The 13,032-nt window shown below is 63.7% G+C and carries 13 protein-coding genes; all 13 read right to left on the reverse strand.

Annotated features, from left to right (window positions below):
- Positions 1-2 precede the first annotated feature (2 nt).
- On the reverse strand, positions 3-1,460 hold the full coding sequence (gene nuoN, locus AC1DRD_RS13325) for an NADH-quinone oxidoreductase subunit NuoN (protein WP_478041736.1): 1,458 nt from the start codon (positions 1,458-1,460) through the stop codon (positions 3-5).
- Positions 1,460-2,977 carry an NADH-quinone oxidoreductase subunit M gene (locus tag AC1DRD_RS13330; protein ID WP_478041737.1) on the reverse strand — a complete coding sequence of 506 codons (1,518 nt, stop codon included), beginning with the start codon at positions 2,975-2,977 and terminating at the stop codon, positions 1,460-1,462. The genes nuoN and AC1DRD_RS13330 overlap by 1 nt, the downstream gene beginning before the upstream one ends.
- Positions 2,974-5,022: an NADH-quinone oxidoreductase subunit L gene (gene nuoL, locus AC1DRD_RS13335; RefSeq protein WP_478041738.1), complete on the reverse strand. Its 2,049-nt coding sequence runs from the start codon at positions 5,020-5,022 to the stop codon at positions 2,974-2,976. The genes AC1DRD_RS13330 and nuoL overlap by 4 nt, the downstream gene beginning before the upstream one ends.
- A 106-nt stretch (positions 5,023-5,128) precedes the next feature.
- Positions 5,129-5,434: an NADH-quinone oxidoreductase subunit NuoK gene (nuoK, locus tag AC1DRD_RS13340; RefSeq protein WP_066592512.1), complete on the reverse strand. Its 306-nt coding sequence runs from the start codon at positions 5,432-5,434 to the stop codon at positions 5,129-5,131.
- Positions 5,431-6,042 (reverse strand): NADH-quinone oxidoreductase subunit J, encoded by a 612-nt coding sequence (locus tag AC1DRD_RS13345; protein WP_478041739.1) that lies wholly within the window; start codon positions 6,040-6,042, stop codon positions 5,431-5,433. The genes nuoK and AC1DRD_RS13345 overlap by 4 nt, the downstream gene beginning before the upstream one ends.
- A 132-nt stretch (positions 6,043-6,174) precedes the next feature.
- A complete protein-coding gene (nuoI, locus tag AC1DRD_RS13350; protein WP_066804838.1) occupies positions 6,175-6,660 on the reverse strand; it encodes an NADH-quinone oxidoreductase subunit NuoI in 486 nt (161 codons plus the stop codon).
- Positions 6,657-7,709, reverse strand: a complete 1,053-nt coding sequence (gene nuoH / locus AC1DRD_RS13355; protein WP_478041740.1) for an NADH-quinone oxidoreductase subunit NuoH — start codon at positions 7,707-7,709, stop codon at positions 6,657-6,659. The genes nuoI and nuoH overlap by 4 nt, the downstream gene beginning before the upstream one ends.
- Positions 7,706-7,984, reverse strand: a complete 279-nt coding sequence (locus AC1DRD_RS13360) for a hypothetical protein (protein ID WP_478041741.1) — start codon at positions 7,982-7,984, stop codon at positions 7,706-7,708. The genes nuoH and AC1DRD_RS13360 overlap by 4 nt, the downstream gene beginning before the upstream one ends.
- A complete protein-coding gene (nuoG, locus tag AC1DRD_RS13365) occupies positions 7,981-9,981 on the reverse strand; it encodes an NADH-quinone oxidoreductase subunit NuoG (RefSeq protein WP_478041742.1) in 2,001 nt (666 codons plus the stop codon). The genes AC1DRD_RS13360 and nuoG overlap by 4 nt, the downstream gene beginning before the upstream one ends.
- 9 nt (positions 9,982-9,990) lie before the next feature.
- Positions 9,991-10,596, reverse strand: a complete 606-nt coding sequence (locus AC1DRD_RS13370; RefSeq protein ID WP_478041743.1) for a hypothetical protein — start codon at positions 10,594-10,596, stop codon at positions 9,991-9,993.
- Positions 10,593-11,897 carry an NADH-quinone oxidoreductase subunit NuoF gene (gene nuoF / locus AC1DRD_RS13375; RefSeq protein ID WP_478029257.1) on the reverse strand — a complete coding sequence of 435 codons (1,305 nt, stop codon included), beginning with the start codon at positions 11,895-11,897 and terminating at the stop codon, positions 10,593-10,595. Before nuoF ends, AC1DRD_RS13370 begins: the two co-directional genes overlap by 4 nt.
- A 99-nt stretch (positions 11,898-11,996) precedes the next feature.
- Entirely contained in the window at positions 11,997-12,167 is a 171-nt protein-coding gene (locus AC1DRD_RS13380; RefSeq protein ID WP_157082223.1) for a hypothetical protein, read from the reverse strand.
- Positions 12,167-12,832 carry a complex I 24 kDa subunit family protein gene (locus tag AC1DRD_RS13385; RefSeq protein WP_478041744.1) on the reverse strand — a complete coding sequence of 222 codons (666 nt, stop codon included), beginning with the start codon at positions 12,830-12,832 and terminating at the stop codon, positions 12,167-12,169. Before AC1DRD_RS13385 ends, AC1DRD_RS13380 begins: the two co-directional genes overlap by 1 nt.
- Positions 12,833-13,032: the final 200 nt, after the last annotated feature.

Genomic DNA, 13,032 nt, shown 5'->3' on the forward strand with positions numbered 1-13,032 from the left:
GATCAGAACAGCGCCTTCGCCGCCGCCATCGTCGCGACACCGAGCGGCTTGAGCGCGAACCAGCCAACCGGCGAGATGAACAGCGCCAGTAGCGTGATCAGACCATATTCGACCAGCGCGTTGCTGCGCTGGAAGGCCGGCGCCGGGCTGTCGAAATACATCACCTTGATGATCCGCAGGTAATAATAGGCACCGATCACAGAGGCCACGAAGCCGACAACCGCCAGCGGGTACAGGCCCGCGCTTATAGCGGCATTGAACACCGCCAACTTGGCGAAGAAGCCGAGCATCGGCGGAATACCTGCGAGGGAGAACATGAAGACCAACATGGCGAAGGCTAGGCCGGGATGGGATTCCGACATGCCCGCCAGACTATCGATCGTCTCGACCGGATTGCCTTCCGCATCGCGCATCTGGAGCACGATCAGGAATCCGCCAAGCGTCATAGCGATATAGACTGTCAGGTAGAACAGCACCGCCGCCACGCCGGCCTGCGTTCCCGCCGCCAAGCCAACAAGCAGGAAGCCGACATTGTTGATCGACGAATAAGCCAACAGACGCTTGACGTTCTTCTGGCCGATCGCGGCAACCGCGCCGAAGATGATCGAGGCAAGGCTGGCGAAGATCACGATCTGGCGCCATTCGCCGATCGCCGGCCCCATCGCCTCGATCGCGACGCGTACGCCGAGCGCCACCGCGGCAACCTTGGGCGCCGAGGCGAAGAAGGTCGTTACCGGCGTCGGCGCGCCTTCATAAACGTCCGGCGTCCACATGTGGAACGGCACTGCCGACATCTTGAACGCCAGGCCGGCGAACACGAACACCAGGCCGAAGGTCAGCCCGAAATGATGCTGGCCGGGCACAATCGCGCCGTAGCTCTGGGCGATATCGGTGAACAGCGTCGTGCCCGAAAAGCCGTAAACCAGGCTGATCCCGTACAGCAGGATGCCCGAAGCGAGCGCGCCCAGCACGAAATATTTGAGACCGGCTTCGGCCGAACGCTGGTCGCGGCGCATGAAGCTCGCGAGCACATAGGCCGCGAGGCTCTGCAGCTCTAGGCCGACATAGAGCGTCAGCAAGTCCCCCGCCGACACCATCATCCCCATGCCCGCCGCCGACAACAGGATCAGCACCGGATATTCGGGATGCAGGCTGTCGCCGTCGCCGCGCGCGAAGAAGCGCGGCGCGATCACGATCGAGACGGCGGCGGCGACGTAGATCAGCACCTTGGCGAACGCGGCAAAGGCATCGGCACGATACAGGCCGTCGAACACGACACCAGCATAGGAAGCCGGCCCGGCAAGCGCGATGCCCGCGCCGATCAGCACCGCCACCGCGGTCCAGCTGACCGCGCGGGTCGAGCCCTGCCCGCCCCAGGCGGCGACCAGCATCAGCGCCAGCGCGCCGACCGACAGGACCAATTCGGGAAGCGTCGCCTGAAGCGAAGCGATCCAATCCATTACGCGTGGCCCTCCCCGGCCTTGACCTGAGGATTTGTGGGCGGCGTCGGCCGAGCATCGCCGGCCGGCCTGGCGCGATCGATCCGCTGGAGCAGAATCTTCACGTCGCTGCGCATCGGCGCGAGGAAGCTCTCGGGATAGACGCCCATCCACAGCACCGCCGCGGCGATCGGCACCAACAGTGTGAGTTCGCGTGGGCTGAGATCGGTCATCGCCCGGACGTCATCGAACTTGATCTCGCCGAACACGACGCGGCGATAGAGGTACAGCATATAGGCCGCGCCCAGGATGATGCCGGTGGTGCACAGCAAGGTGATCGTCGTCGACACCTTGTAGACGCCGACCAGGCTGAGGAATTCGCCGACGAAGTTGCTGGTGCCTGGCAAGCCGACCGACGCCATGGTGAACACCATGAACAGCACGGCATAGCGCGGCATGTTGTTGGCGAGCCCGCCATAGCGCGCGATCTCGCGGGTATGCAGCCGGTCGTAAATCACCCCGACGCACAGGAACAACGCGCCCGACACCAGGCCATGGCCCAGCATCACCATCATCCCGCCTTCGATACCCTGCTGGTTGAAGGCGAACAGGCCGATCGTCACGATCGCCATGTGCGCGACCGACGAATAAGCGATCAGCTTCTTCATGTCGGACTGCACCAGCGCGACCAGCGAGGTGTAGATCACCGCCACCGCCGACAGGCCGAACACCAGCCAGGTCAGCGAAGCCGAAGCTTCGGGGAACATCGGCACCGAGAAGCGCAGGAAGCCGTAACCACCGAGCTTCAGCAGCACACCGGCCAGGATGACCGACCCCGCCGTCGGCGCCTGGACGTGCGCGTCGGGAAGCCAGGTGTGGACCGGCCACATCGGCATCTTGACCGCGAACGAGGCGAAGAAGGCCAGCCACAGCCAGGTCTGCGCATGGACCGGGAAATCGTGGTTGAGCAGCAGCGGGATGCTGGTCGTGTGCGCCTCGTTGACCATCCACAGCATCGCCACCAGCATCAAGAGCGAGCCGAGCAACGTGTAGAGGAAGAATTTGTACGCCGCGTAGATGCGGTTGGCGCCGCCCCAGATACCGATGATCAGGAACATCGGGATCAGGCCACCTTCGAAGAAGATGTAGAACAGGAACAGATCCTGCGCCGCGAAGGTGCCGATCATCAGCACTTCGGTCAGCAGCATCGCCGCCATATATTCGGGCACGCGCTTCTGGATCGCTTCCCAGCTGGCGCCGATGCAGATCGGCATCAGGAACACCGACAGCTCGATCAGCAGCAGCGCGAAGCCGTCGATCCCGAGCGACCAATTGAAACTGCCGAACAACTGCCGATTCTCGACGAACTGCCATTGCGGCCCGCCGATCTGGAACTGGCTCCACAACAAAGCGCCGAGCGCGAGGTCGATCAGCGTGGCGATCAACGCCAGCCAGCGCGCGTTGTTCGCGCTCAGGAACAGACACGCTACCGCCGCCACGGCGGGAATGGCGAGCATCAGGGACAGGATGCCGCTCATTGCGCGATCGCCCAGGTAACGGCGGCGGTCAGGCCGATCAGCATGACGAAGGCATAAGTGTAGACATATCCGGTTTGCAGGCGCCCGGTGACACGGCTGCCCAAGGCCACCACCCAGGCCGAGCCATTCGGCCCAAAGCGGTCGATCAGGCCCTCGTCGCCGGCCTTCCAGAACAGGCGGCCGAACGCGAAGGCGGGGCGGACGAACAGCAGGTCGTAGAGCTCGTCGAAATACCATTTGTTGTAGACGAAGTCGTACAGCAGGCGGAACGTGCTCGTGAACCGCGCCGGGATATCGGTGCGCCAGATATAGGCCATCCACGCGCCGGCCAGGCCGAGCAGCATCACGAACGTCGCCGACAGCTTCACCCAGACGGGCACCTCGTGCGCCGAGTGGTAGAGATGCTCGTTGAACGCGATCGCGCCGCGCCAGAAGCGCTCGCCCGAATCCGGCTCGATGAACCAGCTGTGGAAGATGTATCCCGCCAGCACCGCTCCGGTCGCCAGCAGAATCAGCGGGATCAGCATCGACCACGGGCTCTCGTGCGGATGATAGCCGCCGGTGCCGTCGCCATGCGCATGGTCGTGATGATCATCATGGGCATGAGCATGGGCGTCATGGCCGTGGCCGTGATCGTCATGCAACGAATGCTGGATATGCTCCGACTGCGCCCAACGCGGCTTGCCCCAGAAAGTCAGGAACATCAGCCGCCACGAATAGAAGCTGGTCAGCAATGCCGCCAGGATACCGACCCAGAAGGCACCGGTGCCGCGGCCCGAGGCATAAGCCAGCTCGAGGATACCGTCCTTCGAGTGGAAGCCGGCGAACCCGATCGGCTGCATGCCGAAGACGCCCGGGATGCCGACGCCGGTGATTGCTAGCGTGCCCAGCAACATCACCCAGAAAGTGACCGGGATCTTCTTCCGCAGGCCGCCATAGAAACGCATATCCTGCTCATGGTGCATCGCATGGATCACCGAGCCGGCGCCAAGGAACAGCAGCGCCTTGAAGAAAGCGTGCGTGAACAGGTGGAACATCGCCGCGCCGTACGCGCCGCTGCCGGCTGCGAAGAACATATAGCCGAGCTGCGAGCAGGTCGAATAAGCGATCACGCGCTTGATGTCGTTCTGACACGTGCCGATCGTCGCGGCGAAGATGCAGGTCGCGGCGCCGATGAAGACCACGAAGTCGAGCGCGACCTCACTGGTCTCGAACATCGGCGACAGGCGGCAGACCATGAACACGCCGGCGGTGACCATCGTCGCGGCGTGGATCAGCGCCGACACCGGGGTCGGACCCTCCATCGCGTCGGGCAACCAGGTGTGGAGGCCGAGCTGCGCTGATTTGCCCATCGCGCCGACGAACAGGCACAGGCACAGCACCGTCATCGTGTCGAAACGATAGCCGAGGAAGCCGATCGTCGAACCCGCCATGTGCGGCGCCTGCGCCAGGATCTCGGGAATCGAGACGGTGCCGAACACCAGGAAGGTGCCGAAGATGCCGAGCATGAAGCCCAGGTCGCCGACGCGGTTGACGACGAACGCCTTGATCGCGGCGGCGTTGGCGCTCGGCTTCTTGAACCAGAATCCGATCAGCAGATAGCTGGCAAGACCGACGCCTTCCCAGCCGAAGAACATCTGGACCAAATTGTTAGCGGTCACCAGCATCAGCATCGCGAAGGTGAACAGCGACAAATAGGCGAAGAAGCGCGGCTGATCCGGATCCTCGTCCATATACCCCCAGGAATAGAGGTGAACGAGCGCCGAGACGCTGGTGATCACCACCAGCATCACCGCGGTCAGTGCGTCGACACGCAGTGCCCAGGAGACGTCGAGGTCGCCCGACTTCATCCAGGTGAAGACCTGGGTCACGGGATAGGGATCGCCGCCGGTCAGATAATGGATGAAGATCGGCCAGCTGAGCGCGCACGACGCGAACAACGCGCCGGTCGTCAGCACCTTGGCCGGCACATTGCCGATCGCGCGATTGCCGAGCCCGGCAATGATGGCAGCCAGCAGCGGCAGGAAAACGATGAGCTGGATCATGACGCGATACCCGTCACCCCAGCGAAAGCTGGGGTATCAAGCGGCGATGGCACGCCAGACAACAGGGAGATGCCAGCTTTCGCTGGCATGACGAAATAGGCCACCATCACCCCTTCATCCGGTTGGCATCGTCGACCGCAATGGTCCCGCGCCCGCGGAAATAGATCACCAGAATGGCAAGCCCGATCGCTGCCTCGCCGGCGGCGACGGTCAGCACGAACATCGCGAATACCTGGCCGACCAGATCGTGCAGATAGGCCGAAAAGGCGACGAAATTGAGATTCACCGCGAGCAGGATGAGCTCGATCGACATCAGCATGATGATCAGATTCTTGCGGTTGGCGATCAAGCCGAGCACGCCCATCCCGAACAGGATCGCGGCGACGACCAGATAATGCGTCAGGCCGATCACAATTCCACCCCCTGGCCGACCGGCGGCTGCATGTTGCGCGTCGCGTCCTGCGGCCGGCGCGCGACCTGGCGGCTGATCTTCTGGCCCTTGACCCCGCCACGCGTGCGGTGCGTCAGCACGATCGCGCCGATCATCGCGACCAGCAGCACCAGCCCGGCGGCTTCGAACACGAACAGATAATGCGAATAGAGCAAATGCCCGATCGCTTCGATATTGGGGACCTTGTCCGGCGTCGGCGCGATACGCCGATCGAGTTCCAGCCCGCCGGCTGACCACCCCAGCAGGGCGACGACGACCTCTGCCGCGAGCAGAATCGCGAAAGCCAACCCGATCAAGGCATAGCGGACGAACCCGGCGCGCATCTCGGCGAAATCGATGTCGAGCATCATCACCACGAACAGGAACAGCACCGCGACCGCGCCGACATAGACGATGATCAGCAGCATCGCGATGAACTCGGCGCCGCACAACAGCATCAGCCCGGCAGCGTTGAAGAACGCCATGATCAGCCACAGCACCGAATGAACCGGGTTGCGCGACGTGATCGTCATGAACCCGGAGATCAGCACCACCGCGGCGAAGAGGTAAAAGGCGATTGCCTGGATCATTACTGCACCGACACCCCAGCGAAAGCTGGGGTCTTGTGCAGGATCGCGGGACAAGAGCCGCTTGAGATCCCAGCTTTCGCTGGGATGACGGAAAGGGGGTGAATCATGGTGCGTCCCACTGTTGCGGCGCGCTTAACGATACGGTGCATCGGCGGCAAGGTTCGCGGCGATCGCGCGTTCCCAGCGGTCACCATTGTCGAGCAGCTTGGCCTTGTCGTAGATCAGCTCCTCGCGCGTTTCGGTCGCGAATTCGAAATTCGGACCCTCGACGATGGCATCGACCGGGCAGGCTTCCTGGCACAGGCCGCAATAGATGCACTTGGTCATGTCGATGTCGTAGCGCGTGGTGCGCCTGCTGCCGTCGTCGCGCGGCTCGGCCTCGATCGTGATCGCCAGCGCCGGACAGATCGCCTCGCACAATTTGCACGCGATGCAGCGCTCTTCGCCATTGGGATAACGGCGCAGCGCATGCTCCCCGCGAAAACGCGGCGAGATCGGGTTCTTCTCGAACGGATAATTGATCGTCGCCTTGGCCTTCCACATGTAGCGGAAGGTCAGCGCGTGGGCCTTGATGAATTCCCACAAGGTGAACGACTTGATGATCTGTGCGACGCTCATGACCCAACTCCCACACGCGTCAGCATCAGATAGCCAGACACCAGGAACACCCAGAACAGCGACAGCGGCAGGAAGATCTTCCAGCCCAGCCGCATCAGCTGGTCGTAACGGTACCTGGGCACCGTCGCCTTCACCCAGCTGAACAGGAAGAAGAACACCAGGATCTTGAGGAACAGCCAGAGGATCCCCGGCGCCGCATACATCCAGCCGACGTTGAGCGGCGGCAGATAGCCGCCCCAGAACAGCACGGCATTGAGCGCGCACATCAGGATCACATTGGCATATTCGCCGAGCCAGTAGAGCGCGAAGCTCATTGACGAATATTCGGTCTGATACCCGGCAACGAGTTCCGATTCCGCCTCGGTCAGGTCGAATGGCGCGCGCTGGGTTTCGGCGAGCGACGAGATGAAGAACACGACCGCCATCGGGAACAGCAACGGATTGATGAAATTGCCGTTGACCCAGCCCCAGGCGAAGCCCTTCTGCGCCTCGACGATCGCGGTGAGGTTGAAGCTGTTCGCCCACAACACGACCGAGATCAGCACGAAGCCGATCGAGACTTCGTAGCTCACCATCTGGGCCGCGGCACGAAGCGCCGAATAGAACGGATATTTCGAGTTAGACGCCCAGCCGGCGATGATGATGCCGTAGACGCCGAGGCTCGACGCCGCGAGGACGTAGAGCAGACCGACGTTGATGTTGGCGAGCACCACGCCCGCCTGGAACGGCACCACTGCCCAGACGATCAGCGCCACCGTGAAGGTGATGATCGGCGCGAGCAGGAACAGTCCCTTGTTCGCCGCCGAAGGGATGATCGTTTCCTGCAGGAAGACCTTGAGGCCGTCGGCGAACGATTGCAGCAGGCCGAGCGGACCGACCACGTTGGGACCGCGGCGCAGCGCCATCGCCGCCCAGATCTTGCGATCGGCATAGATGATCATCGCCACCGCCAGCATCAGCGGCAGCGCGATCACCAGGATGTCGATGATCGTGGCGATGAACCAGGCCCAGCCATAGTCCATACCGAGATAAGTGAACCAGGAGGTCATGCTGCCGTCTCCGCAAGGCGCGCCGCCCACCAGCGGTCGAACCGCCACAGAGCCGCGGCGCCGGCCGCCAGCAGCAACGCCGGGACAAGCGGTTGAAAGAAAATGAGGACCACGGCCCGGTGCTTGGCAACGAACGGCACGTAATCGTCGGTGAGCGACCGGATCGCCTCATTGGCTGCAACCGAGCTGATCACGCTCGAAAGATAAAACAATACGGCGCAGACCACCATGATCTGGGGCATCCGGCGCATCAACCAATCGAACGACGCAGTCATTCCGCGGCCTCCGCAAAGGTCTGGCCGTGGAGCAACTCAGCCGAGCATTGCTGCATCGTCGGGCTGGCGCGGCAGATCGCGTTGGTCAGGTAGAAGTCCTTGATCGGATAGTCGACTTCGCCAGCGCCCTTGGCGTCGAGCGACGGCGGATTCCAGTCGAAGCTGACGAGCCCGGTCTGACCGAGCGCGGGAACATCGAGCGCCATCTGCGCGCGCAGTTCCTCGAAAGTGTCGAACGGCAGCGTCTGGCCGAGCTTCTCCGACAGCGCGCGAAGGATCGTCCAATCCTCACGCGCATCGCCCGGCGGGAACACCGCCCGCTCGCCGCGCTGCACGCGGCCTTCGAGATTGACGAAGGTGCTGGCCTTTTCGGCATAGCTCGCGCCCGGCAGAACGACGTCGGCGGCCGCCGCGCCCTTGTCGCCATGATGGCCGATATAGACCTTGAAGCTCTTGGAAAGCTTCGAGAAATCGACCTCATCCGCACCGAGCAGGAAGACCAGCTTCGGATTTGCCGCGACCACGTCGGCGATCCCGCCCTTTTGCGCATAGCCGAGCATCAGCCCGCCCATCCGCGCGGCGGAGAAGTGCACGACGTTGAAGCCGTTCCACCCGTCCTTCACGACGCCAAGCGTCTTGGCGAGCGCCAGCGCCGCGCCATGAGCACCCTTGAGCGCCGCGCCGCCGACGACGATCATCGGGCGCTCCGCACTCTTGAGCGCATCGGCTGCCGCCTGGGGCAGGTTGCCGAGCAGCGACAGATCGTTGCCGAGCCACTCGACCTTGTAGGTCAAATCGGTCTCGAGCCCGATCGCGAAGACCTTGGCGCCCTTCTTGATCGCTTTGCGGATGCGCGTGTTCACCAGCGGCGCTTCCCAGCGCAGATTGGTGCCGACCAGCAGGATCGCATCGGCCGTCTCGGCGCCGGCGATCGTCGTGTTGAAATTGACCGCGGCCAGATTCGATACGTCGTAATCCATGCCGGTCTGGCGGCCTTCGAGCAGCGAGCCGCCCATCGCCTTGACCAGTGCCTTGGCCGCGAACATCGTCTCGCAATCGACCAGATCGCCGGCGATCGCCGCGACGCTCTTACCGGCCTTCACCGCCGCGATCGCCGCGAATGCCTCATCCCAGGTCGCCGCGACCAGCTTGCCCTGCTTGCGGACATACGGCTTGTCGAGACGCTGGCGGACCAGGCCATCGACCGCGTGACGAGTCTTGTCGGTCGCCCATTCCTCGTTGACGTCGTCATTGACCCGCGGCAGCGCGCGCAGCACCTGGCGCCCGCGGCTGTCGAGGCGGATGTTGGTGCCGACCGCGTCCATCACGTCGATCGACAGTGTCTTCTTGAGCTCCCACGGCCGCGCCTCGAACGCGTACGGCTTCGAGGTCAGCGCGCCGACCGGGCACAAGTCCACGACATTGCCCGACAATTCGCTCGTCACCGCCTGTTCGAGGTACGAGGTGATCTGCATGTCCTCGCCGCGATAGATCGCGCCGATTTCCTCGACGCCGGCGACTTCCTCGGCGAACCGGATGCAGCGGGTGCACTGGATACACCGGGTCATGACCGTCTTGACGATCGGACCCATATACTTCTCGGTCACCGCGCGCTTGTTCTCGGTGTAGCGCGAATTGCCGCGGCCATAAGCGATCGACTGATCCTGCAGATCGCACTCGCCGCCCCGATCGCAGATCGGGCAATCGAGCGGATGGTTGATCAACAGGAATTCCATCACGCCTTCGCGCGCGTTCTTCACCATCGGCGTGTTGGTGAAAATCTCCTGGTTGTCCGCCGCCGGCAGCGCGCACGACGCCTGGGGCTTGGGCGGCCCCGGCTTCACTTCGACCAGGCACATCCGGCAATTGCCGGCGATCGACAGCCGCTCGTGATAACAGAAACGCGGGATTTCCTTGCCGGCCGCCTCGCACGCCTGGAGCACCGTGGCGCCGGCGGGGACTTCGACCTCGATCCCGTCTACTTTGAGTTTAGGCATGAGCGCCGTTTACCTCGACAACAGGTGATAGAGCGGCTCGGCGACGACCAGTCGCAGATCCTGCCGCTTGAGCTTGAGCGTCTGCCCGGCGGGCAGGCACGCCGCCAGATTTCCGGACAGCTCATTGACCGCCGCCGTTTCGCCCGCGCTGCCCCGAGCGGTGCGCGCCAACGCGAGCGCGCCCTGCGGATTGGCGCGTACGATGCAGTCGCCCAGCGTCCGTACACCGACATTGACCGGATCATAGTCGACCGACGCCTTGCTGCTCGACGGCAGAGCGAGGCCCCAACCTTCCTGCCCTACGGCCGCGACGATATCGGGACCCTTACGATCGAGCGTGCCGGCCAAGGCGGCCTCGGCGATCTCCGCACGCTCCCGCCAGGAAAAAGTGCCGGTTGCCCGCTGGTTATTGCTGCACCCGCCATAGAAGACGAGCACTTTTTCGATCACCTTCGCCTCGGCAGGCGAGCCCGGAACGGTTTTCAGCAGAACGCGGACGTCCGCCTTGTCGTTGTCGACTACGCATTCGGCGATCTCGGGACCTGAAGGTGTGTCGACAATCGGCTGCGGAGCAATGACGGCTCCGACCATCAGCGTTGCGAGCAGAACGATCATTCCGCAGCCTCCTGCATCGACGCCAGATCGCCCCCGTTGCGCTCGGCGATACGGCGCTCGAGTTCGGGGCGGAAATGACGGATCAGGCCCTGGATCGGCCAGGCCGCGGCATCGCCGAGCGCGCAGATGGTGTGGCCTTCGACCTGCTTGGTGACGTTGAACAACGTGTCGATCTCGCCGACATCGGCATCGCCGGTCCGCAGCCGCTCCATCACGCGCCACATCCAGCCGGTGCCTTCGCGGCACGGCGTGCATTGGCCGCAGCTCTCATGCTTGTAGAAATAGCTGATGCGGCTGATCGCGCGGACGATGTCGGTCGACTTGTCCATGACGATGACCGCCGCGGTGCCGAGGCCCGAACCCACTGCCTTGAGTCCGTCGAAATCCATCGGGCAGTCCATGATCTGCGCCGCCGGCACCAGCGGCACCGACGATCCGCCCGGGATCACCGCAAGCAGATTGTCCCAGCCGCCGCGAATGCCGCCGCAATGTTCCTCGATCAACTGGCGGAACGGGATCGACATGGCGTCCTCGACCACGCACGGCTTGTTCACATGGCCGCTGATCTGGAACAGCTTGGTGCCGCGGTTATTCTCGGCGCCGAAGCTCGCGAACCATTCGGGGCCGCGGCGCAGGATGGTCGGCGCCACCGCGATCGATTCGACGTTATTGACCGTGGTCGGGCAGCCATAGAGGCCGGCGCCGGCCGGGAATGGCGGCTTGAGGCGCGGCTGGCCCTTCTTGCCCTCCAGGCTTTCGAGCATCGCGGTCTCTTCGCCACAGATATACGCGCCGGCACCGCGATGGACGAAGACGTCGAAATCATAGCCCGACCCGCAGGCATTCTTGCCGATCAGCCCGGCGTCATAGGCCTCGGCGACGGCAGCGAAGAGCGTCTCCGCCTCGCGGATATATTCGCCGCGGATATAGATGTACGCGGCGCGCGCGCGCATCGCGAAGCCGGCGACCAAAGCGCCCTCGATCAGCTTGTGCGGATCGTGGCGGATGATCTCGCGGTCCTTGCACGAGCCGGGCTCGGATTCGTCGGCATTGATCACCAGGAAGTTGGGACGGTCAGGCCGCGGCTCCTTGGGCATGAAGCCCCATTTGGTGCCGGTCGGGAACCCTGCCCCGCCGCGCCCGCGCAGGCCCGACGCCTTCATCCGGTCGATGATCGTATCGGCGCCGATCTCGAGCAGTTTCTTGGTATTGTCCCAATCGCCTCGCGCCTGCGCCGCCTTCAGCCCCCAGGGCTGGAAGCCGTAGACGTTGGTGAAGATGCGATCCTTGTCAGCTAACAACGCGCACCTCCGTCGCCCCAGCGAAAGCTGGGGCCTCAAGCAATGACGCGACACGCATGCCGCACGAGATGCCAGCTTTCGCTGGCATGACGGATAGGGTCACGGCCTTTTCCCCATGGCATTCTGGACGAAATAGAAGATCACCAGCACCGCGCCGACGACGAGCGCGAGCCCGATCAGCGCGAACGCGACGCGCAGCACTAGGCCCAGGATCACCAGCGCGCCGATGATGGCGAAGACGGCGATGATCGGATTGACGTTACCGCGCATCACCATTGCCCCCGGTAATCGTGGTTCTCGCTGACCATTTCCTTGAGCGTGGTCGGCCCGCCTTCGGGGCAGCTGGCACGGCGGCCGATCTGCGACCCGACCTGCGGCTGTTCGCCCTTGGCCAGCGCCTCGAGCACCGCGATCGTGCGGTCGTAATCGAGGTCCTCGTAATTGTCGTCGTTGATCTGGACCATCGGCGCGTTGGCGCAAACGCCCAGGCATTCGACTTCGCTCAACGTGAAAAGCCCATCGGCGGTGGTGTGACCCTTGGTCATCCCCTTCGCCTTGCACGCCTTGAGCACGTCGTCCGAGCCCGCCAGCATGCACGGCGTCGTGCCGCAGACCTGGACGTGATAGCGCCCGACCGGCGCCATGTTGAACATCGTGTAGAAGGTCGCGACTTCGTAGACGCGCATGTAAGGCACGCCGATCTCGCGCGCGACAAACTCGATCACCGGGACCGGGAGCCAACCCTGGGTCTTGGTGTCGGCGCCGACCTGGCGCTGGGCGAGATCGAGCAGCGGCAGTGACGCCGATTGCTCGCGGCCCGGCGGATAGCGGCCGATGATTTCCTTCGCCTTGGCGGCGTTTTCCGCCGTCCACGCGAAATCGCCCCAGCGCGCGCGGGTTTCTGCCTCGTCGGGGATTTGGGGTGCGTCAGCCATTTCAGGAGCCTGTAGTCGGTCGCGCAACGACCTCAAATGTTTCGACGTGTGCGACCTTACCGCCGCTGATCGTCAAGCGCATACCCAACGCGCCGCCACCGCATACCCAGACGACGGTATAGTCGCCGGCCGGCTGCTTCCTCAGGCCCGTTGCGTCGCACGTTCGTACGCGGGCCAGCGACGCGGCTTCGCGCTCGCTC

The sequence above is a fragment of the Sphingomonas sp. P4_G2 genome, assembly GCF_056401155.1.

Coding starts and splice junctions, on each gene's coding strand:
- nuoN (WP_478041736.1), bottom strand. CDS start 1,460: ATGGATTGGATCGCTTCGCTTCAGGCGACGCTTCCCGAATTGGTCCTG.
- AC1DRD_RS13330 (WP_478041737.1), bottom strand. CDS start 2,977: ATGAGCGGCATCCTGTCCCTGATGCTCGCCATTCCCGCCGTGGCGGCG.
- nuoL (WP_478041738.1), bottom strand. CDS start 5,022: ATGATCCAGCTCATCGTTTTCCTGCCGCTGCTGGCTGCCATCATTGCC.
- AC1DRD_RS13345 (WP_478041739.1), bottom strand. CDS start 6,042: ATGATCCAGGCAATCGCCTTTTACCTCTTCGCCGCGGTGGTGCTGATC.
- nuoI (WP_066804838.1), bottom strand. CDS start 6,660: ATGAGCGTCGCACAGATCATCAAGTCGTTCACCTTGTGGGAATTCATC.
- nuoH (WP_478041740.1), bottom strand. CDS start 7,709: ATGACCTCCTGGTTCACTTATCTCGGTATGGACTATGGCTGGGCCTGG.
- AC1DRD_RS13360 (WP_478041741.1), bottom strand. CDS start 7,984: ATGACTGCGTCGTTCGATTGGTTGATGCGCCGGATGCCCCAGATCATG.
- nuoG (WP_478041742.1), bottom strand. CDS start 9,981: ATGCCTAAACTCAAAGTAGACGGGATCGAGGTCGAAGTCCCCGCCGGC.
- AC1DRD_RS13370 (WP_478041743.1), bottom strand. CDS start 10,596: ATGATCGTTCTGCTCGCAACGCTGATGGTCGGAGCCGTCATTGCTCCG.
- AC1DRD_RS13380 (WP_157082223.1), bottom strand. CDS start 12,167: ATGCGCGGTAACGTCAATCCGATCATCGCCGTCTTCGCCATCATCGGC.
- AC1DRD_RS13385 (WP_478041744.1), bottom strand. CDS start 12,832: ATGGCTGACGCACCCCAAATCCCCGACGAGGCAGAAACCCGCGCGCGC.